Below are 22,153 nucleotides of genomic sequence, written 5' to 3'. Positions count from 1 at the left end.
GAGGCTACAAAGGTATTGAGCGAAATTATATTAGCACCAATATAAAGCGTTAAATTATGAAATGGCAAGTTATTTGGTCCGATTTTGTCGATTTACTTTTCCCCCGCTGCTGTGAGGCTTGTGATACCGATTTGGTAGGTAACGAGCAGCTTCTCTGTACCAGTTGCCGGGTGAGCCTACCGAGGGTGGGGCCCGATAGCCTATATGCCGACCAAGCTGCCAACAGGTTTGTACATCTTCCTGCGGTGGGGAGTGTTCAAGCATTTTTGTTATTTGCCAAGAGAGGGAAGGTGCAAAGACTGTTGCATGCATTGAAATACCGTGGTGCTCGTGACTTAGGCCTTGAAGTAGGGCGGTGGTTTGGCCATGAAATGAGCGCCCAAGAGAACTTCCCTTCGGTGCAGCTGATCGTAAGTGTTCCGTTGCATGATAGAAAACGAAGGCGTAGGGGTTATAATCAGAGCGATTTATTAGCGGAAGGCATTTCCCTCGCCACCGGTATTCCTTGGTCGGGGGGGCTTTTGAAAAGGACCAAGTATACCGAAACGCAAACTGGAAAAGATAAGTGGGCCCGCAGGGAGAATGTCCGGGGCGTATTCGAAGTGGCTAAAAGGCTCGATTTTGAAGAATTGATGCTGGTGGACGACGTGCTGACCACCGGAGCGACCCTCGAAGCTTGTGTGGAGGTATTGGTATCGGCTGGGGCCAAGGTCATCCATATCCGAACCCTGGCTTTGGCGCAGCATTAATGCTACAGTAAAAAGGGCGACTCCGTCCGGAATCGCCCTTTTTACTAACAACCTATTAAGACTTACTTGCGACTTCCTGTGGCGATCATCGCACAACGGAAGCCTACCATAGCAGTAGCTGAGTCTTGATCCATATACCGGCGCGTTCCTGGCGACAGCCAGTAGGCTACGTCGGCCCATGAGCCACCTTTGTATACTCTTAGCTTATCGTCTACTAAGGAGTTGTTGTTTTTGGTATCGTAATTTTTTGCCTGATCTTGGTATCCATCTCTACGGAAGGAGTTCAAGTCGTTGACGTCGCTGTTGGACAAGGGGCGGTACACGTCGTATACCCACTCGCTTACATTACCAGCCATGTCGTAAAGGCCATTGTCGTTGGCAGGGTAGGAGCGTATCTCTTGGGTAATAATGGCTCCGTCGTTAGACTTCCCAGCAATACCGGCATAGTCACCAGGGCCCCGCTTAAAGTTGGCCAACATAGTACCTTGCTTACGGCCTCTTGGCTGACGCATGGTAGAGCCATCCCAAGGATAAATCCGTGAATTGGATTGGTTTTCGTCCGAATATTGAGTTCCTATCATCCCCATAGCGGCATATTCGAACTCAGCCTCTGTAGGTAGGCGGTAAGGAGGCATCACATAGCCACTTTCGATGGTTTGTGCTGGCGCCATTTCGGCAGAGGCCACCTCTGCTTGAGCTTCAGCCTTCTTCTTTTTGCCAAAAGAGATTCCTTTTTTCTTTCCAGCGCTTTGTCCCATCGAATTATTGGCCATCTGAACGGCAGCCGTTCTCCAGTTACAATAGTCGTTGGCCTGTACCCATGAAACCCCTACTACCGGATACAACCGGAAGCCTGGATGGCGCAGATACATGGTCACGTAAGAGTCGTTAAAAGAAAGTTCGTTGAACCAGACGTTGGTGTCTGGCAGCGCCCTGCTATAATATTCCTCGGAGGAGTCGCGTTGAACGGCGTTAAGATATTCCAAATAATGGACGTTGGCTACCTCGGTTTGGTCCATATAAAAGGACTGAATACTGACGGTACGTTTCGGATTGTCGCGACGCATCATCACATCCTCTTCCAAGGAGCCCATTGTAAAGCGTCCTCCTTCTATATACACCAAGTCGGGACCTGCGGGCAAAGCTTTATATTGCTTTACCTGAAATCCATCTTTGCCGTTATAGGCCAAGCCGGTTTTAGAGCTCGTTTTACCGGGCTTTAAGCTGGTTGGCTTTTTATTTTTACTACAAGAAGTAGCCGCTAATAACACAATCAGAATCAGCGTGATTGACCGGATACCCATCTTTTGCATGCAAATCATTGCTTTAAAGTGACTTAAGTGTTTCTTAATTATATAGTATGTCAAATGGCAAATGTATGAAATCAATTGCAAATAATTTCTTACAATCCCAGATTAACTCGTCATTTCCATCAGAATTGTCCGGGCTTGTTCTATATTTTTGACGTTTTCACAAATCAGGATCAGCTTACCCTTCTGATCTTTCAGAGAACTGACTTTAGGATAGGTCTTGATATAATCGATCACCTTGCCAAACTTGGCCGACTGAAAGAAGGCATCGTTCTGCGAAGTAACGAAGTATCCTTTTAAAGTATTGTTTTTCAGGGTCAGTTTTTCCATGTATAGGCTCTCTGCCTCCCACCGAAGACGAACCGTCTTGAGCAGATCTTGAACTTCAACAGGCACGGGACCAAAGCGGTCCAATATTTCTTTTTCGAATTTTGCCAGCTCTTCTTCGCTCTCAATATTGTCTAGACGAGTATACAACGAAAGTCTTTCCGAAATATTCTTTACATATCCGTCGGGGATGAGCGTGGCGGAGTCGGTTTCGATCTGGCAGTCGGGCATAAGTTTGCTCGGCAGGGCCATGGAAGTGGCGAATAAATCTTTAAATTCATTGTTTTTGAGCTCTTGCACCGCTTCATCGAGCATTTTATGGTACAGTTCATAGCCGAGGTCGTTGACGAACCCACTCTGTTCGGCTCCGAGCAGATTTCCAGCTCCTCGAATATCCAAATCGCGCATGGCTACTTTAAAGCCATCGCCGAGGTCCGAGAATTCCTCTAAAGTTTGGAGTCTTTTTCGCGACTCACTGGCCAATGTAGAGATACTCGGCGTTAGCAAATAGCAGAAAGCCTTGCGGTTAGACCGCCCCACCCGGCCCCGCATCTGGTGCAAGTCGGACATGCCAAACATATGCGCCGAATTGATGATAATGGTATTGGCATTGGGAATATCGATTCCAGACTCTATGATATTGGTAGAGACCAAAATATCGTATTCCCCTTCTATAAAGTTCACCATCACTTTCTCCAGTTTATCTCCTTCCATTTGTCCATGGGCCACTCCTATGCGTACGTCCGGTACCAGGCGCATGATGATGTTGGCGATCGATTCGATGTCATTTACCCGGTTATGGACGAAAAATACCTGTCCGCCCCGCTGGATTTCGAAGCTGATAGCGTCGCGGATAAACTCTTCGCTAAAGCTATGGACCTCGGTGGTTACAGGCTGGCGGTTGGGAGGGGGCGTGGCGATCACCGACAAGTCGCGGGCGCCCATCAAGGAAAAGTGCAAGGTACGCGGAATGGGCGTAGCTGTGAGCGTCAGCACATCCACATTGACGCGCATTTCTTTGAGCCGATCCTTGGCCTTAACGCCAAATTTTTGCTCCTCATCCACGATAAGCAGCCCTAGGTCTTTGAAATGCACATCCTTATTCAGAATTCGATGGGTCCCTATCAAGATATCAATTTTCCCTTCTGCGGCCTCTTTTAGGGTTGCCTTAATCTCTTTGGTGGTTTTAAAGCGGTTGATATACCCCACTTTGGCAGGGAAGTCGGAGAGTCTTTCGCTAAAGGTTTTGTAATGCTGCATGGCCAAAATAGTGGTGGGCACTAGTACGGCCACCTGTTTGCTGTCGCATACCGCCTTAAAGGCGGCCCTAATGGCAATTTCCGTTTTCCCAAAACCCACGTCCCCACATACCAGCCGGTCCATGGGGTGTGCTTTTTCCATGTCTTCTTTAACGTTGGCTGTAGCGGTGGCTTGGTCGGGGGTATCTTCGTAAATAAACGAGGATTCGAGCTCCGCCTGCAGGTAGTTGTCCAAGGAATAGGCAAAGCCGGGGGCCTGCCGCCGCTTGGCATATAAGGATATCAACTCATGGGCTATGTCCTTTAGCTGTTTCTTAACCCTCGATTTTTTGGCCTCCCAGTCTCCAGAGCCCAATTTGCTCATGGCGGGCGGGGTGCCTTCTTTACCGGTATATTTGGCTATTTTATGCAAATTGTGAACACTTACATATAAGAGGTCGTTATCGCGGTATATTAGCCTAATGGCCTCCTGCTGCTGGCCATTGACGTCCTTACGTTCCAGGCCCGCAAATCGGCCGATACCATAGTCGACATGGGTGACAAAGTCGCCGGGTTGAAGGGTTTTCAGTTCCTTCAGGGTGATGGCCTTGGACTTGCTAAACTTGTCTTTTAACTTGTATTTGAAGAACCGGGCGAAGATCTGGTGGTCGGTGTAGCAAGCTACCTTGAGGTTTTCGTCCAAGAAGCCTTCACGCAAGGAAACGTGCATGGGCTGAAACTTCACGAAGGGGTCTAGGTCTTCAAAAATTCTTTCGAGCCTATCGAGCTGTTTGGGTTGTTCTGAGGCAATAATGTTGACATACCCCTTGGATTGGTTGTCGCTAAGGTCGTCCAAGAGCCTTTTGAAGTCCTTGTTAAAGGACGGTTGGGGCTTGGTCGTATAGGGGAATTTAGAGGCTGTTTTAAAATAAAACCGCTTGCCAAACTCTACCGTTCTGAATTGCTTGATTTGATTGAGAAATCCGCGTCTGGTTTCAAAGAGGTTTTGAGGGTCCGACACGATTTGTACCCCGCCACCAGTAACCTCCAACAAGGCTTTTTCGGCTTTTTCAAAGGTATTTTCGATTACTTCCAATACCAGTTCGGCATCTTTTAGCCAGAGGGTAGCCTTGGTACCTACGAAATTAAGAAACGATTCCCGTGATTCGTTAACGAGCTTCTGCTGAATATCGGGTACAATATTTATTTGTCGGACGGCATCGCTGGATAGTTGGGTGTCGGGGTCGAAGGCACGAATGCTGTCGACTTCGTCGCCAAAGAGCTCGATGCGGAAGGGCTGCTCATTGGCATATGAGAATACATCCAAAATACCTCCCCTGACGGAAAATTGGCCCGCTTCAAAAACGAAATCGGTGATTTCGAACCCATAGCTATTAAGGAATTCGGTCAGAAAAGCGGGATCCAGTTTTTCTCCTACCTTCACCGAAAATGTATTGGCCTGTAAACTTTTTTTGTTGATCACTTTTTCAGAAAGAGCCTCAGGGTAAGTGACGATCTGGAAGGGGCCGGGTTTGGGCACATTGAGCTTATTGAGGATTTCACCCCGCATCAATACGTTGGCATTGTCTACCTCTTCATAATGATAAGGCCTTTTGTAGGAGGTGGGGTAGAACAATACCTCAGCCTTTCCCAGCATATTTTGTAAATCGTTTTGGAAATAGGCGGCTTCTTCCCGGTCGTTGAGGATGTAGAGTGCAGGGCCTGGGTGTTTCTTCTGCACGGCGGCGCATAAGATGGCGTCGGCACTTCCTACGAGGCCTTTGATCTGTACATGCGGATCGGCCTGGTCTTTGGCCGACAACTGGGAAATAATGGTCTCCAGATAGCTATCTCCGGCATAGAGCTTTAGTAAGTCTTGAACTTCCAATGGTTATCTTTATTATGTCATCGGTTCCCTGTCGGGAATATGAATGAATGAGCTATTCTTTAATATAACGCTGTGTTTGTCGTACTTTCCTGTTGGCTATTCCAAACACAAAAAGCCGTACCAGGGCATTTGTCTGGTTCGGCAATTACTGATCAGGGAAACGATAAACCCTGTCGATCCACAAAAATAGGGCTAAAAAAGATAGAGACAAAGTAGGAGATTAAGCAGGGGCTCTAGTATTTGTTCTTATTGAATCCTCGTAACGATTTCAGGAGTGAAAATACTTTCGTTCAATCGTTCACAACTTACTCGTAGCCCGTCTTTAAAGACCTCAGGAAGTCCGTGGGCATCCGTATGGAGCCTACTGGTAACCTGTAAGTCGGCCGCTTGAATGGGGGCATTGTCTAGTCGTAGGACGGTCTGTACCGAAAAGTGTGCATTTAAACGCGCTCTAGGGTTAAGGCCTGGGTCGTTTTGCTCCCACGAAGGGTGAATGCTGGTAAGGATAAGGGTAAGTTCGCGCTCGGGGACGCTATCTACGAAATAGATGGTTTGAAAGTTTTTGGAGAAAGTGGCTGAAAGGGCATCTTTAACTGACATCCGAAAATTGGTGACTCTTAGCTTCTGATCGGAGGTAGCCCCTATGGTCAACTCGTCGGCCACTCCTTTTTGCAAAACGATATACAAAGGGGTGAGAATTTTTTGAGCGTAGGGAGGGGAATCGGGGTTTACCAAAAAATGACCTAAAGGGCGGCTACCACCACATCCTGGGGCCAGCAGTAACGTTGCTAGAACGAGGGTAGCGATTGAACATTTTTTCATAGCGATAGCTGGTTAGGACAAAATGTGTGCAACTCTTTCGATAAAATAAGGGCAGCGTGGCAGGGGGTGGCCTTCTGATGTTGCTTTGAATTTAATATATAAAATGGACAAAAACGGAATATTTTAATTTCTTTTGCCCTCCTAATCACCCTAATGACTGCTAACTAAATGATGGATTGGCTGAACCAAAGCATTGTATTTTTCGGATTTCCTACGAGCCCGCTAGAGATTTTAGGCTTTATTACTGGTGCCATTTGTGTGTACTTAAATACCCGTCAGAATGTCCTAGGTTGGTTCTTTGGTATTATCAATGCGGTGCTATATGCGGTGGTTTTTTGGCAGGTACAGCTCTATGCCGACATGGGTTTACAGGGGTACTATTTCTTTACAAGCATCTATGGCTGGTATATGTGGCGGTTTGGGGGGAAAAGCCACGATGGTATTTCTGTAAGCACAACACCGCCCGGGCTATATGGTGTGTTTTTAGGGATTTTCGTCGTCGTTACCTTGCTTTGGGGCTATTTGCTGGGGACTTACACCAACGCCAGCCTTTCCTACGTCGACTCCGCCCTGACCATCGCTAGCCTCATTGCTCAATGGATGATGGCGCGCAAATATTTGGAAAACTGGCTGATCTGGATCGTCGCCGACGCCTGCTATATGGTGATGTACTGGCACAAAGATTTACACCTGACCGCCTTGCTCTATCTTGTTTTCCTTGTGCTGGCCCTCATGGGCTACGTAAGCTGGAGGAAAGACTACAGAGCCAAAGGGGTAAGTTCTGCTGGCCACTAAGCGTTGGTGTTACCGAGCCGTTGCCCGATTATATTTCACCAAATGGTATTTCTTGTTCTTCCAATAGGGCTCTAATCCTGGGGGAGTCCTCTAGGATTATCTTCAGTTCTTTTTTGTCCACTCCCTCTTCTTCATCCATCCATTTCCAATCTTCGGCGGTGGCATCCATGATGTCGATAATGGTAAGGATTTTATCGATCGACTTTTCGTTGCTTAGCCAATCGTTGGACTGGCTAATGAGGAGTATGACTTGCTCTTGATCGATCCACCCCAAGTCGTTTAACATTTCGTCCAAGGCATCGAGGTTGGTACCGCTCTCCTCTGGGAAGTTTAGTGCCTGGGCAATTTCCTCGAAAAAGGCCTTGGTATGGGTGGCCTTTTTCCCATCCAAAAGGCCTACAAAAGCATTAGGGAACTGGGTGTTTACCGTTTCAGGATTTTTGGTTAATAAAAAATGGGTATTTCTCATGCCCTATAAGGGTTTCAAGATTTGATTAATGGAATGATCGCAAATATAAAATGGTTAATCTGAAACTCTTAACAAAGGCCTTAAAGAATTCTAAAATAGTAATTAAACGAGGATCGCACAGCCTTGGAGACTATTCTATTTCTGTAAAGGAGGCGTAATGATCGGAGGTGTACCAAGCCCTGTTGTTTTTGCTGGTTACCAGCCGTTGAGTGCCTCTGTTTTTGCCTTTTATTTGGGGGTTTACGTCCCATTCGCGGTACTGCATAGGGCGTCCTTGTGCATCTTTTAGCGGCAGCAATTTTTCAAAATTTCCAAAACGACGGCCTCCTACATAGCCGTCAGGGGCCTTGTCGTGGTTTCGTACATACTGCAGCACTTCCAGTACTTTTGGGGGGATGGACGCGTTAGTGGGGGCAATAGCGGCTTGGCTCTGGGTAGTGCTGCTGGCCTGCTGGCTAGCCTGCTCGGTGCGCTGCTCGGAGCGACAAAAAGTGAACATGAAAACCAGTAGGCCCAACAGTAGGCGTACCAGGAAGGAAGGAGTGTTTTTCGGGTGCATAGGACTGGGTCGTTTAAGGGGTAAGAAAAACCCCGAAACGATTCGAGATGAAGGGTTTCGGGGTTGTTTGATTAATCAATTAAAAATTAAATGGGTTAAACAGGACTCCACGGTCCTAATTTAAGGAGAACATGGGTAACCGTAGTGCTACCACGTTGTTAAACATTAATTTGCTGATTTTGGGGTCCATAAAATCGATCAACGGAAACTCCGAAATAACGGTCATGACCTCAAACTCACTCTCTCCTTTTACCACACACCAAAGTTTGGAATAATCGTCGGCTAAGGCATAGGACATTAACAGTCCTTGTTCCATCATCTCGTTGATTTTTTTCCTTTGGGCGGGAATTTTACCAGTAAACTCCTCCGACATCACGGCCGGAAGCATAATTTCAACCATGTATTGGCTCATGATACGATAGAGGTTAGGTGAAACAATAATTACCCTGGCTTTATCTGACTGCCTCTTATTAAAAGGTTAACGGAAAGATAATAGTTCCGAAGCCTTAGGCTGGCCTACATAGATACGAATTAGATTTTATTTTCAAACAATTCCAACTAATTTATTACCAATATTGTCATGCTATGGAACGATAGGTAGAAAATATGTCGGAATTAGCGTTAACAGACGACCCTGAGGTAAGACAAGATAACTTATTGAAAAACCGAAAGAAGCACCCCTTAAATCTTCGGATGACCTTTAATGAACAAGAACTAGTGGCAGGTTGCAAGCGACGCGACCGAACGGCCCAGAAACAGCTTTACGATGTTTTTGGAGGGAAGTTGTTTGCTATTTGTTTACGTTATACTAAGAATAAAATCGATGCGGAAGATGTACTTCAGGAGGCCTTTATCAAGATTTATGAGCATATAGGATCGTTTCGGAGCGACTCGCCGGTAGAATACTGGATGCGGTCGGTGGTGGTTAACACCGCCCTAAACCATCTCCGACAGCAGAAGCATTGGAAGGAGCTCGGCGACTTGGAGACATACGAAGCCGGCCTGGCCGATGGAAATGTTACCTTGGCCGATTTCCAACACCAACAGTTATTAGAAATTGTCCAGGAGCTCCCTACCGGCTGTCGCACCATCTTTAACTTGTATGCTATCGAAGGTTTTCAACATAATGAAATAGCCGAAAAACTAGGAATATCGGAGGGAACCTCCAAGTCACAATATGCAAGAGCCAGAAGTTTACTTCAACAAAAACTAAATAGAGAAAATCGATTGGACAATGAAACCATCCGAAAAAAATAACTTTGAAGAGCAGTGGAAACGGGCCCTCGAGGACGCTTCTGTACCGCCTCCAAAATCGGTTTGGGACGCGATAGAGGCTAAGTTGGAGGAGCAGGAAGAAAAAATTGTTCCCTTGGCTTGGTGGCAGGCGCGCAGGGTGTGGCTGGTAGCGGCGTCCTTAGCTACCCTTATGCTGGTTGGAGGGGGTATATGGTACCAGCAACAAGCTTTTGAAGTGGCCCCTCTCGCTGGGATAGAAAAAGTTACTAAAGCTTCCAAAATGGCGAATTCAGAAACGGATGGGCCAATAGCTTCCTCAGACACCAGGATTGAAGATCCACAGGAAACCTTAGCCCCTTTGGCAAAGGAATCGGCTAGGGCTGCTGTAGCGCTGAAGTCGAACCAGAGTCGTCACCTACAGCCTGAAAGTGATGCTTCGGTCACGCAACCTGCTGGGATCAATGCCTTTGTTCAGGGGGAAAGCCCTACAGATGTTGAGGCCTTTTTAAAAGGGAAAGGGAATGCTCTGGATCGAGTAGCGAGTAGCGAGGGAGTAGGAACCGTACCAGAGCTTTCGGAAAAAGGAGTGACAGACCTAAAAGAAATCGCAATAAAACCTGTTGAGGAGCTGGAGGTACTGATGCAAAAGCGTTATGTATTCTTTAGGCCGGAGCTGCGAGAGGAGCCCGTTCTATTGGCTAAGGAACCCCGAGAATACTGGGCGGGACTAAGTTTTATGCCTGCATCTTTTAACCCCGACCTCAAGGTCGTATCGGCACCGGAGTCCTTTCAGTCGATGTCCTATGCACGTCAGAGTGCCGTGTCGGGAGGTAGCAAAGCGGGGGCTTCCTATGCCTTCCAAACCCAGGCAGGCCTGAAGGTATCCAAGCATTGGTCCCTTGAAATGGGGTTGAGTTATCTACAAGCCAATTCACAATATGAAGGGGGAGGCTATCTGTTGAGTGCATCTTCTACCAACCTATCGACCAACGTAGTAGAGGCGGCCCTTGCCGATGCCAATAGCAATAAAGAGTTTGGTTATAATTCTCCCAACTCCTCTCTGGTCAATAATAATCCCAATAAGCTGTATATCGACGTCAATAATGTTATTTCCAACGACTACCGCTATTTGCAGCTTCCCGTGCAGGCTGGGTTTACCCTTAACCCAGAAGGGAAATGGAATTATGCCATCTTGGGGGGAGTGATGACCAACTTTTTCTTGAAAAATGAGTTGCAGTCGTCCACCGGGGGCATTATCACGACCAAGCCAGGTGATGAGGTATATCGTTCGGTAAACTTGTCTGCTACTACGGGGCTAAGGGTTCAGTATAAGCTCTCGGAAAAGTGGCGCGCCAACCTAACGGGCTCCTATCAACAAGGCCTCACTTCTGGGTTTTATAATACGGTAAGTCTGCAATCGAAGCCTCATTTATATGGCGTTGCCTGGGGAGTTCGCTATAGTTTTTAGGGTCTCGTTTTTTATACATTCACACCATAATCGATTAGTCATGAAAAATATCCTGGTAAAAGGAATCTTTGGTATCGGCCTTTGCACTGCCGTGTTGGCCGGATGTACTAATAATAGCGTAGCACCCAGTACGAAAGTCACCCCTATTGAAATTCCAGAGTCGGTAGCTACGGGGAGTGGTCAGTTTGCCTTCGACTTCTTTAAAAATCTACAAGCTACCCAACCAGCAACCGAAAACCTGTTTGTGTCGCCATTGAGCCTGCATATGGCCATGGGGATGCTCCTTGCTGGAGCTCAGGGAGAGACGGCTAGCGAAATAAAGACCGCCTTAAAGCTTAACGACATTAGTGAAGACGATCTCCAGCAGGCCTATAAGGTGTTGATCAGGGACTTGCCCATAGCCGATTCACGGGTAAAGGTTGGCCTGGCCAACTCGATGTGGTACAAGGAAGGATTCCCCGTCAAGACGGACTATACCCAAGGCTTAAAGGACATTTTTAATGCCGAGGTAACGGGTTTACCATTCGATGCGACTGCATTGGCTAAAATTAATCAGTGGGCTTCTGACAACACTAATAAGAAAATCGATAAAGTTCTGGACAGTATCACCGCCGACCAGGTGATGTTTTTGCTCAATGCCCTATATTTCAAAGGGAGCTGGCAATCGGAATTTGACCCCAAAAACACCAAAGAAGCCGCTTACAATTTGGAAGATGGAACTGGGAAAACGACGACGATGATGTTTCATGAAGGGACCTTCGATGCAGCTAGCAACGATACTTATAAAGCCTTGCGTTTGCCATATGCCAACGGACAATTTAATATGACCCTTATTCTTCCCAACGATGGAGTCAAGATTGGAGATGTTATGAGTGCCATGAAGTATACGGACTGGGAAGACCTGCAGAAGAGTCAACTGCATGGCACTAAAGTAATGGTTGGACTTCCCAAGTTCCAATTGAAATATTCGGTAAAACTAAACAAGACCTTATCGCAAATGGGGATTCAAAAGGTCTTTCTTCCAGGAGCCGAGCTGCAGGGAATTAGTAGTCAGAATAACCTTTTGGTGAGTTTTGTGAAGCAAGATACCTTCCTAGGCGTGGATGAAGAGGGCACCGAAGCCGCGGCCGTAACCACCATCGGCATCGAGGTGACGAGCCTTCCCATGGTTCAAAAGTTTATCTGTAATAAACCATTCGGCTTGGTGATCAGTGAAAATACTTCAAATTCCATTTTATTTATGGGTCGGATTATGAATCCTACCCTCCATTAAAATATTGTAGGAAGGACCAGTATGCGCAGGTCCAACCTACTCAAGAGCACGACGCCGGTTTCGGCTGGCGTCTGGGGTGCGTTATCGTTCGGAGGTTTTACTTCCGGACGATTTTTTTTATTCAGCTACAACGGTAAGAAGGAGTTCTCTAGGCAGGAGGAAGTATCTCGCAGTATCCAAACCTGGGCACCACCGGTATTATGGAATGGCAAGCCATGCAAATTGTAGTGACCGACTAGCGATGGTACACTTTTGAGGATTTATTTTCGGGCATGGGCCTGTTGTGGCTTACCGTGCCATGGCCAAAGTCTTCGATGGCATTCAGAAACATGTTGTCGCCTTGCATATACCAGCTTCTAAAACGGGCCGATTGATCCTGGTGGCGAGGGAGGTAGTCTAATACTATGGATAGGTCAAAAGACTTGGCCGATATACCCGCTCCAGAAATGACCCCGTCCAGGGCGTTGCATTGCTGTTCAAAATGCTTGGGAACTGGAACCATCATTACCGGTTTGCCCAAGTACATCGCTTCACATACCGACTCAAAGCCCGCTGTGGTTACCAATGCCTTGCAGCCCGCTAGCAAATGGAGGTATTTTTCGGCATTTATTTGGTGAAAGACCAAATTGCGGCCGTACTGTACTGTTTCGCCTTCGTGGCGATTGTCCCAGAAACACACAAGCTTTACCTCCGGATGTTTTTGATGCCAGTCGATAATATGCTTGCTTAGGCTGTGGTGAGTCATATACACCAGGAGGTAGTCGCCCTGATGAGGCTCCAGCAACCGAACTTCACGCCGGAGCAGGGGGGGCACTACCAGGTGTTTTTTAGGATCCTGTACGGGCATGGGCCTAAAGGACAACGATAGTTTGCGCTTACAAAGCCAGGAGGTGGCTTGGGTGTTGAAGTTTATAAACTTACGATCGATCGAACTTTTGGGGGGGAAGGTAAAAGTGGGGTTTTGTAGCAGGTACTGATGTGCAATGCATACCATCGGTATTCCGCTGCGGAACAGCACGTTGTATAAGCCTCCATAGATCTCGTAAAAGTTGACGATAAGGTCGGGTGTTAGGGACTCAATGGTCTTGTGAATACCATGCAAACTCTTCAAATAATGAGGCAAAGAACCCAAATGGGTCATGATCGTTTTAGGTAGATTAATACCCCGACCTTTCTTATTATATATGATGTTGGGGGCGTCGTGTAGGAATACCGGAGCGCCTATTTCTCGCTCAAAAAATGATGGGATGGTCCTATCGGGCGATTTCCCTACGAGGGCACCTACTACCTCGTGGCCCGCTTCCGTAAGGATTTGCCCTAGCGATATCGCCTGGGTAAGATGTCCTTTTCCTTCACCTTGAACTAAAAATACGATGCGCATACTTAACCTATTTTTTTATTGGGCTTTGGCATGAGGCCCGTAAAGGCCACTTGCTTGTCCACTACCTTGAAGCTCGTCTCTCGAAAGGGGGCGTCTACTTCGCTTTTTTTTTCGTCTTCGAGCACCTGGTTGTAATAAAGCAGGTTCCAGTTGCCCTCATGATCCTCTACCAAAGCACTGAGCGTCTCTACCCAGTCTCCAGAGTTCATATACATAATGCCGTCGATCTCGCGAATGGCCGGTTGGTGTATATGCCCGCAGATGATGCCATCACAGCCCCGGGACCTGGCTAGCTCGGTCAGCTTTTCTTCAAAATCGGTCATGTAATTCACTGCAAATTTGACCGACTGCTTAATCTTTTGCGAGAGAGAAAAGTAAGGTAGACCCCGCCAAGCTCTGTATTTATTATATTGTTTGTTGACCCATAAGAGGAAAGTGTAGCCGATATCGCCCAGATACGCCAGCCACTTTAGGTGGGTGGTAATGGAGTCGAACACATCGCCATGGGTTACATAAAAACGCTGATCTCCAGAGTTCAGAATGTAATCGGTGCGAATCTGGAAATGCTTTCCCAGTCGCAAGGGCAGGATCTGATCGAGAAAATCGTCATGATTTCCCCGTAGGTAGATCACCTTGGTGTTATTTTGCTCGATCATGCGTAGCACCCGCTTAAAAAACAGGGTATGCTTACGCTTCCATACGCCATATTTTTTGAGCTGCCATGCATCGATGATATCCCCGTTCAGAATAAGTTTCTTACAGGTGTACATCTTTAAGAAGTTGGTCACTTCTTCGGCCTTGGAGCCGCTGGTTCCCAAGTGAATATCAGAAATAATAATCGTCTTGAAATCTGTTTTCTCTGCCATGTTACAAATTTTCACATTTCATATTACCTAGCTGTTATTTGCAGGTTATCAGTTGATTAAGATTTTGTAGAAAACATTATAAACGATTTGTTACTTTAAGTGAATAAATTTAAGTTCAGGACTAATTTTCAAGTTCTGATTTTTGCTGTACATGAAATTGACAGGAATTATTTTAGGCCTCTTGGCATGCCAGTTGAGCTATGGACAAGGGGTATTGGAAGCGCAACAGACCGACTCCCCAGCCGTTCCTGCTGGAGGGATGGAAAGGCTGGGCGCCTATGTACTAGCCAATCTTCAGCTGCCCATCGCCTCGGCTGCTCAGGGCCTTGATGGCCGCGTTTTTGTGCAAGGAACGGTAGAGCCCGATGGGCGGATGACCGACCTTCAGGTCCTACGCTCTATGAGTCCTGAGGTAGACCGCGAGGTTGTGCGGGTCCTTTCATTATATAAGGCCTGGAAGCCAGCAGTGAAAGCAGGGGCTCCTGTAAGGCAAAAGGTGGTGTACCCCGCCTATATTCGGACTGAGGCCATTCCTGGATATGACGGTCAAGAAGGTGTTTTGATCGAGTATTTCAATAAAAAAAATGAGGCTACCCGAGTAGCATCCGATATAAAATACCGCAATTATATTCCGGTGGATGCGCTGGGACATGCCCGGAGCAACCTACTTTATCAACAGAAAAAAGGAGATGGGTGGAAAACCATAAAAACGGTACCATTTTCTAAAGATACCAGCTGGGTCCATTTGGCTGGGGCTGCCGATTCATTATTGGCTATCGTAACGAGCACCAAGGAAACGATGGTAGGCTCCCCGTATGAGAAAATTACCCGATCTGTCGAGGGGGAGCTTCTCGCCTTTGAGGCTTTCGATGGGAAGGCGGCCATGCCCCTATTGGCTCGTTATTACTATCCTAATGGGAGTATCCGCCGTCTGTACCAACGCCAAGAGTCTTTGGTGCAGCGGACCGACTGGTACGAGAATGGACAGATTTGGAGTATGGTACGTGTTTCAGAGAATTTACAGGCCGATGCCGACCGGGAAGCCCTCCGGATCATCAAGCTAATGGAAGGGAAATGGGAGCCCGCTCTATACAAAGGGCGAGCCATCGCCGCACCCATGCGTATCCCCATTAACTTTCAAGTGAATTGACGGCGAGGAATCATAAGAACGAACACGACCTCTATGGTTTAAAAAGCTTCAACGATTTTCGGAAGTCTTCGGCCGATAGTCGGTAGATATAAGTTCCTGAGGGCAGTGCCGATACGTCGATAGCCATGCTATGCCACCCCTTATCATAAACTCCCTGGCTCAAAGCGCGAACCTTAATGCCACGTATATCGAAGAGCTCCAGCTCCATGGGTTGCTCAATGGGCGTGTAAAAATCAATTTTGCTGATGGAAATGGCTGGGTTGGGGCTGTTTTGTAGCAGGGTAATCTGGCTGGGGTGTTCTACGGTAATGGCCTGCTGAGGGGAAATCGCACTGCAGCCTTCGGCATTGGTAATGCGTACCCGATAATTCCCGTCCTCATAAGCCATGAGTATGGCGGCCTTTTCACGTGCCAATAATTCCCCATCCTTAAGCCATTCATATTGAAAACCCTTTCCTTCGGGAGCTAGCAAAGGGGTCGCATAGGGGGAGACAGCTCCTAAGGCAATGGATGCCTGAGGGAGCTGGGATACATAAAACTGCTCACTTACTGGACTTCGTAGGTCCGGATGCTCTAGGACCGTTCTAAGTCTATAGGTCCCAGGGGCTATATCTTCGGAAAGTAAGAATTCAGGAGTTCCGGAACGGCCCCTAAATGGAAACAGCCTGATGGCTTCAGAAGCTAAAATTACTGGGGGCTGCGGTGCCTTTTCGGGTAGCAGTTCTATGCTTAAGTCGGTGGAAGAAGCCTGGGTGGAATTGCTCGTCAGGCTCACGGGTAGCTTGTCGCCTATACAGTAACTAGCTTGAGGGTCAAAGCGTTGAATATTGGATTCGTCGAAGCTATGGAGCTCTGCCCCAGTGGTGAGTATATACAGTTTGTTTTTGAAATAGGCGATATCGAAAGGCTCACGTAAGAAGGCCAGTCCGTCGTTATATACCGTGGTTTGGCCTTGTGAAAGCTTTATAAGGGCCTGATCTTGAACGTTAACACCTACTACCTTGTAGCTAGCGGCCCATAGGCTGGCAGATGAATCGAGCAACATTTTTGCGATGGGGTAATTGGCCAGGCCCGCTACCTGTTCCCAGGCTTGCTGGTTAGGGCTAAGTCGGCTGGCGCCCCAGGTACCATAGGCGTAGGCTTGCCCATTTGGGTCGAATAATAGGCCTTTTATTCCCTGCCATTGGGGTAGGGAGGGCCGCTGTACCCACTGATTCTGTTGGAAGCACCATACCATCCCCCCTTCCATGACCGCCCAAATCCCCGATTCGGAGTTGGCCACCACCAAGGCATTGTCGGAGCCGAGCAGGGCCTTACCATACAATTGCCAACTTCCATTCTTAAAATGGGCAACTCCCTTGGTTCTTGAAGAGAAGAATACCCCATCAGACTCAGAGATAGCGGCATTGGATAGCCCGCTAGTATAGAACCCTTCGGGGCCGGGGAAGTTTTGATAGGTACCTGTCATTCGCCGGGTCAGTACATTGGTTTGGTCCAGGGTGTAAGTAACCGACTCATCGGTGGCAGCGAATTGACGCAGAAAATCGGGGGACTTGCCCTTGGATTTACTTACGGTAACGTCCTCCCAATTCTTCATGTCTGCACTGGCATAATACCCCATATTGGCAGTATATACATAGAGGTACCTATCGGTTTGGAAAAAACGACAAGAATTATTTTCCAGAGAGTAGCTGTTGGTAGGCATGGGCTTGGGGGTTACCGTTCCCAGATATTTGAATCGGCTGTCGTTCCAGCCGGTCTGAAACCGTGTGCTGTCCCAGGGGGTATATTGCCCAGGGGCGTATTGCAGCCTGGTGCGGGCATAATAAACGGTATGTTCGGCTAGCTGCGGACTAAAGTTTATCTTGTTGGAAAACCGTTCCTGCATTTGATTGATGGCGCTGGAGTCGGAGTAGACGAGCCTTTGGAAGTTTTTATCCGTAGCGATTTCAATACTTTGCTGTAGGCCGGCCGAGGTGGTGGGCTGAAAGTACGTGGTGGCAATCAGGGGCCGGGCCGTGGCGTTAGTTAGGGTGTTTCCTTCCAAAAAGCGGCCATTCCAGGGGTTGGAAAGATAGCGCAACTCCCCCCAGTCGGTCCAGACCCCGGCTTTCCCCACACGCAGCTTCACTCCATACCAGCCATAAAGGGGCATGTTGAGGGGTAGGCTAAAATATTGAGGGCCGTTTTCCTGCATCGCCCGTTCGTAGATGGTGAACTGCTGGGTATAATTGAGGTTAATGAACATGACCTGGTAGGAGTCCGTCTCTGGATATCCCTTAAATGTCCCCGTGACCAATCCTTTATTGTCCAATTCGGCTTGCAGCATTAAAGGGGCTTCGCTGCCGGCGCTGAAGGTACGAACAGTAAAAGGCGATGCTGGGGACCAGGCACCCGAGCCATGGGTGGTTTGGATGCGGTAGCGGGCCATGTATTGCCCTTGCCCTAAGCCTGTGGAGCGGTAGAAGGCTTGAGAAAGTAGCGTGTCCGCAACTATGTTGGTGAAGGCACCGTCCTGGGCGATCTGTAGCTGGAAACGATAGGCCCCTAGGGTTGCAGGCCATTGAAAAATGGGCAGATTGTCGTTACTCTGTACGATCTGTAGATCGGCCGGAGGAGGAGAGCTGTCCATGGTTTTCAGCCGGAAGTTGGTAGCGATTTTCCCTTCGGCATAGGAGCGCATTAGGCTTTGGCATAAGGGGTGGAAGCGCAGGACGCTACGGCAATAGGACATCAGGGTGCCATTCGTATATTCTTTAAACTGGCTCTGGCAGTCGGCACCATTGCTCTCTACGATCTCGCAGTAGTCGATGGGGCCTCCCGGCCAGGAACAGCTATGGGTATGTGGGGAGCCCAGGGTATGGCCTAGCTCGTGGGCTAGTAAATCTACCGAAAGGGTAGGGTTGGTGGGGCCGGGGAAATTGGAGGTACACATCCTGTAGCCTCCATAAAACCACCCTCCACGTACCGAAAGACTCACTACAGCATCGCGGGGTTCGCTGCGATGCATGTTCCAATAGGTGAGGATATTGTTGTAATAGTCCATGTCTGTGGAGAGGGCATAGGGCTCAGGGCTTTTCCATATGTGGATAGTACTTACCGTCAGCTTCACTCCGATGTCTCGTTCGAAAATGGCGGATGCCTTGTCGATAAAGCCGTAGGCCACGCTTTTGATCAGGGCGGTGTCTCCCTTATATTGCTGGTAGGTCTGGTAGTTAATGTCTAGTGCCAGGCGGTATTCGAGGAGTTCTTGTTGTGCCGTGCGCAATCGGCTGAGGTCGTGCTGTTGGGAAAAGGTACGTAGGGTAGCGGCATTGGTATCGTCTAAGGTTCCACAGCTAGGTGGTGGAACCTGAGGCCAGGCTACTGGGCTCCACAGCAGGAGTAAATAGCTGACGCAAAGCCGTATGGTGGAGGCTGAGGACATATTCAAATTATTTTTGATGGGTAGGGTTTACTTTATTACGAAAAGTTACGCAATGTTCACTGAATACTACGAAGAATGATTATTAATGTGGGTAAAAAGTTAGTAATCGGTAAGAGGCCCTGTTTACGTATATTCTAGGAGACCCTGATACGAAATAAATGTAGTAGGAAGGAAAACCCCTCAAATGCATGCTTGCTAAGGGGGAATGGTACTATCGGCCATGGGCTTTACTACCCTTCTTCCTTATTTCATTCATCGCTGCAATAAATGGTGAAAATTTTGTAGCTTAACGAAGTAATATTTGACTTTTTGGTATCGATGAGTCCGGCATGGCCGGGTAGTTTTTTATTAAAACCATCAGAAATTATGGAAGACAGTGCACAAAAGAACACGGAAGGGAGCGAAGATCGGTCTACTCCCAAAGTGACGGGGATAGGTGGGATATTCTTCTTTTCGGAGGATCCCGAAAAAACAAGGTCTTGGTATGCTCAGCATTTGGGCTTGGTAACCACCGAGTGGGGCTCTACCTTTGAGTTTAGGAATACACACCGGCCCGAGGAAATCAATTATTTGCAATGGAGCCCTTTTAAATCGGATAGTGCCTATTTTGAGCCTTCCAAAAAGGAGTTTATGATCAACTATCGGGTTCAAAACCTGGAAGCACTCGTCGATAAGCTGAGAAAGGAGGGCGTGACAATTGTGGATGAAATCGAAACGTACGATTATGGTAAATTTGTCCATATCCTCGATGAGGATGGCCATAAAATAGAACTCTGGGAGCCGATCGACCGGGTACTCACTGCCATGGGCGGTGAAACGACCCAATAAATCCTATTCTTTACTTCATCTAAAATGGCCCGATTAAGGAAGTTGACCCACAACAGGAAATAGGTTTTTGTTAACAGGATAGGTGCGGACTCTTTAAGCCGGTTATCGGAATTTGTCGGTCAATTTGTTAACATTGTGGTTTAATATGTGGTCCAACCTTTCAATTAGCCTTTTTTATGAAGATAGTATTTAAATTCATCTTTCTATTTCTGATTTCTTGTCAGATTTTCGCTCAGGTGCCTGCCAACTTTCAGTGGCTGGCCGACGGCTCCGGTTATCGCGATGTGCAGGAAGGTGAAATTGTGCAAGTGAGTATGCCCAGCGGAGAGCAAAAAACCTTGGTAGGCAAACTGTTGCTCACTCCAAGAGGCATGGGGGCTTCATTGCCTATCCGTAGCTATACCATGACGAGCTCTGGCGACAAAGCCCTTATTTATACCAACACCCGCAGGGTATGGCGCTACGATACCCGGGGAGACTACTGGGTGGCAGATTTGAAATCCAAATCTCTCAAGCAATTGGGGAAAGGTCTGCCGGAATCGTCGTTGATGTTCGCCAAGTTTTCGCCCGATGGCCAAAAAGTGGCTTATGTCAGCCAACATAATGTATATGCCGAAGACCTAGCGAGCGGTAAGATTACCCAGCTTACTCAGGATGGTACCGAGCGGATCATCAACGGAACTTTCGACTGGGCTTATGAAGAGGAGTTCGATTGCCGGGATGGATTCCGCTGGAGCGACGACAGCCAGCAGATCGCCTATTGGCAACTGGATGCTCGTAAAATCCGTAACTTTTTGATGATCAACAATACCGACTCCATCTATTCCTTTAATGTACCCGTAGAGTATCCTAAAGTGGGAGAAACGCCTTCGCCTTACAAAATTGGGGTGGTGTCGGCGGCAGGGGGCAAAACCAGCTGGATGGATATCCCTGGCGATCCTCAGAATACCTACTTGCCCAGAATGGAATGGTCGGGTAAGCCCAACGAGCTGGTGGTGCAGCAACTGAACAGGAAACAAAACCATAGTACCTTGATGTACGTGAATACCAAAAATGGTAAGGCCAAAACCTTTTATACAGAATCGGACAAGGCTTGGATCGATATCAAGAGCCGCTGGGACAACGATCCCGTGGGATGGGATTGGATAGCCGACGGCAAGGAGTTTCTATGGGTGAGTGAGAAAGACGGCTGGCGCCATACCTACCGGGTAAGCCGCGACGGAAAGAAGGAGACCTTAATTACCAAGGGCGATTTTGACATGATAGAACCCGTACGCATCGATGAAAAAAATAATACCTACTATTTTATGGCTTCGCCAGACAATGCTACCCAGAGCTATTTGTACAAAACGGCTTTGGATGGTACTGGTAAGGCGGTACGGGTGAGTCCGAAGGAGCTTAGTGGTACCCATCGCTACGAAATAGCTCCCGCAGGGCGCTATGCCATTCACTCGTTCTCCAACGCGCGTACGGCCCCCATGATGGAGTGGATCACCCTGCCCGACCATAAGGCTGTGGATGCAGAAGGCTCCATAGCCAATAATATGGATAAGGTAAATGCCATCAAGAACAATATTGAGTTTTTCCGTGTCACTACGGCCGAGGGCGTAGAAGTGGATGCATGGATGGTTAAGCCCAACGATTTTGACCCCAACAAGAAATATCCTATCGTGTATTTTGTGTATGGAGAGCCTGCGAGCAGTACCGTTAAAGACACCTATGGGACGGGGAGAAATAGAATATATGAAGGAAGTATGGCCGCCGATGGCTACATATATGCTTCCATGGACAACCGCGGAACGCCCTCGCCAAAGGGAAGTGCCTGGAGAAAAGCTATTTATAGGAATATCGGTAGAATCAATATCAGAGATATGGCTGGAGCGGCTACGGCGATGTTCGAAAGGTTCCCTTTTATCGATACCAGCAGAGTGGCTGTACACGGCTGGAGTGGAGGGGGCTCTTCAACGCTGAACCTCTTGTTCCAATACCCTAAAATATTCAAAACGGGTATTTCCGTCGCTGCCGTTGGCAATCAGCTTACCTACGACAATATCTATCAGGAGCGCTATATGGGTATTCCCCAAGAGAATCGGGAAGATTTTGTACTAGGATCGCCCGTTACCCATGCGGGCAATCTAGTAGGTAACTTGCTTTATATCCATGGTACCGGCGATGATAATGTGCATTATCAGAATGCGGAGATGTTGCTCAATGAGCTGATTAAACATGACAAGGTATTCCAGTTTATGGCCTACCCCAACCGCTCCCATAGTATTTCGGAAGGGGCCGGTACCAACCGGCATTTGCGTACCCTATGCACCGAATACTTAAAGAGAAACTGCCCTCCTGGAGGAAGGTAAGATGCTG

At 47.8% G+C, this 22,153-nt stretch carries 17 protein-coding genes; 8 read left to right on the top strand and 9 right to left on the bottom strand.

The features are described 5' to 3' along the window. Positions 1-56 precede the first annotated feature (56 nt). Positions 57-749, top strand: a complete 693-nt coding sequence (locus tag CLV98_RS18025) for a ComF family protein (protein ID WP_109676518.1) — start codon at positions 57-59, stop codon at positions 747-749. Positions 750-811: 62 nt separating this feature from the next. On the opposite strand, the gene gldJ is transcribed toward CLV98_RS18025, so the two are convergent. The 3 genes from gldJ to CLV98_RS18010 form a co-directional block, all read right to left on the bottom strand. Continuing rightward, complete coding sequence (gene gldJ / locus CLV98_RS18020) at positions 812-2,062, bottom strand: gliding motility lipoprotein GldJ (protein WP_109676516.1); 1,251 nt, start codon at positions 2,060-2,062, stop codon at positions 812-814. Between the two features lie 102 nt (positions 2,063-2,164). Further along, a complete protein-coding gene (mfd, locus tag CLV98_RS18015; RefSeq protein WP_109676514.1) occupies positions 2,165-5,512 on the bottom strand; it encodes a transcription-repair coupling factor in 3,348 nt (1,115 codons plus the stop codon). A 246-nt stretch (positions 5,513-5,758) separates the two neighbouring features. Next, a complete protein-coding gene (locus CLV98_RS18010) occupies positions 5,759-6,334 on the bottom strand; it encodes a hypothetical protein (protein ID WP_109676512.1) in 576 nt (191 codons plus the stop codon). A 168-nt stretch (positions 6,335-6,502) separates the two neighbouring features. Between CLV98_RS18010 and pnuC the strand changes: the two genes are divergently transcribed. After that, positions 6,503-7,129, top strand: coding sequence for a nicotinamide riboside transporter PnuC (gene pnuC / locus CLV98_RS18005; protein ID WP_109676510.1), 627 nt, complete (start codon positions 6,503-6,505; stop codon positions 7,127-7,129). Positions 7,130-7,157: 28 nt separating this feature from the next. Here pnuC and CLV98_RS18000 read toward each other — a convergent pair whose 3' ends face one another. From CLV98_RS18000 to CLV98_RS17990, 3 genes are all read right to left on the bottom strand, one after another. Further along, positions 7,158-7,598: a barstar family protein gene (locus CLV98_RS18000; protein ID WP_109676508.1), complete on the bottom strand. Its 441-nt coding sequence runs from the start codon at positions 7,596-7,598 to the stop codon at positions 7,158-7,160. A gap of 130 nt (positions 7,599-7,728) precedes the next feature. Next, positions 7,729-8,157 carry a guanyl-specific ribonuclease gene (locus CLV98_RS17995; protein WP_229203447.1) on the bottom strand — a complete coding sequence of 143 codons (429 nt, stop codon included), beginning with the start codon at positions 8,155-8,157 and terminating at the stop codon, positions 7,729-7,731. Positions 8,158-8,272: 115 nt separating this feature from the next. Continuing rightward, positions 8,273-8,569: a hypothetical protein gene (locus CLV98_RS17990; protein ID WP_109676506.1), complete on the bottom strand. Its 297-nt coding sequence runs from the start codon at positions 8,567-8,569 to the stop codon at positions 8,273-8,275. 281 nt (positions 8,570-8,850) lie between these two features. Here CLV98_RS17990 and CLV98_RS17985 point away from each other — a divergent pair, with 281 nt between their 5' ends. Genes CLV98_RS17985 through CLV98_RS17975 form a run of 3 tightly spaced genes read left to right on the top strand, consistent with a single transcriptional unit; the run spans position 8,851 to position 12,134 of the window. Continuing rightward, positions 8,851-9,414 carry an RNA polymerase sigma factor gene (locus CLV98_RS17985; protein WP_109676684.1) on the top strand — a complete coding sequence of 188 codons (564 nt, stop codon included), beginning with the start codon at positions 8,851-8,853 and terminating at the stop codon, positions 9,412-9,414. Next, complete coding sequence (locus CLV98_RS17980) at positions 9,392-10,861, top strand: hypothetical protein (RefSeq protein ID WP_109676504.1); 1,470 nt, start codon at positions 9,392-9,394, stop codon at positions 10,859-10,861. The genes CLV98_RS17985 and CLV98_RS17980 overlap by 23 nt, the downstream gene beginning before the upstream one ends. A gap of 40 nt (positions 10,862-10,901) precedes the next feature. Beyond that, on the top strand, positions 10,902-12,134 hold the full coding sequence (locus tag CLV98_RS17975; protein WP_229203446.1) for a serpin family protein: 1,233 nt from the start codon (positions 10,902-10,904) through the stop codon (positions 12,132-12,134). Positions 12,135-12,369: 235 nt separating this feature from the next. On the opposite strand, the gene CLV98_RS17970 is transcribed toward CLV98_RS17975, so the two are convergent. Then, a complete protein-coding gene (locus tag CLV98_RS17970) occupies positions 12,370-13,515 on the bottom strand; it encodes a glycosyltransferase family protein (RefSeq protein ID WP_109676501.1) in 1,146 nt (381 codons plus the stop codon). Between the two features lie 2 nt (positions 13,516-13,517). Then, complete coding sequence (locus CLV98_RS17965; RefSeq protein ID WP_109676499.1) at positions 13,518-14,381, bottom strand: UDP-2,3-diacylglucosamine diphosphatase; 864 nt, start codon at positions 14,379-14,381, stop codon at positions 13,518-13,520. 151 nt (positions 14,382-14,532) lie between these two features. Here CLV98_RS17965 and CLV98_RS17960 point away from each other — a divergent pair, with 151 nt between their 5' ends. Beyond that, positions 14,533-15,531 (top strand): TonB family protein, encoded by a 999-nt coding sequence (locus CLV98_RS17960; RefSeq protein ID WP_109676497.1) that lies wholly within the window; start codon positions 14,533-14,535, stop codon positions 15,529-15,531. A 31-nt stretch (positions 15,532-15,562) separates the two neighbouring features. Here CLV98_RS17960 and CLV98_RS17955 read toward each other — a convergent pair whose 3' ends face one another. Continuing rightward, on the bottom strand, positions 15,563-18,958 hold the full coding sequence (locus CLV98_RS17955; RefSeq protein WP_109676495.1) for a M12 family metallo-peptidase: 3,396 nt from the start codon (positions 18,956-18,958) through the stop codon (positions 15,563-15,565). A gap of 366 nt (positions 18,959-19,324) precedes the next feature. Here CLV98_RS17955 and CLV98_RS17950 point away from each other — a divergent pair, with 366 nt between their 5' ends. Next, positions 19,325-19,786 (top strand): VOC family protein, encoded by a 462-nt coding sequence (locus CLV98_RS17950; RefSeq protein WP_109676680.1) that lies wholly within the window; start codon positions 19,325-19,327, stop codon positions 19,784-19,786. 176 nt (positions 19,787-19,962) lie between these two features. Then, positions 19,963-22,146 carry a S9 family peptidase gene (locus tag CLV98_RS17945; RefSeq protein ID WP_109676493.1) on the top strand — a complete coding sequence of 728 codons (2,184 nt, stop codon included), beginning with the start codon at positions 19,963-19,965 and terminating at the stop codon, positions 22,144-22,146. Positions 22,147-22,153 lie beyond the last annotated feature (7 nt).

The organism is Dyadobacter jejuensis, from assembly GCF_003149085.1.
GTDB classification, from domain to species: domain Bacteria; phylum Bacteroidota; class Bacteroidia; order Cytophagales; family Spirosomataceae; genus Dyadobacter; species Dyadobacter jejuensis.
This window is presented reverse-complemented; position numbering and strand designations above follow the sequence as displayed.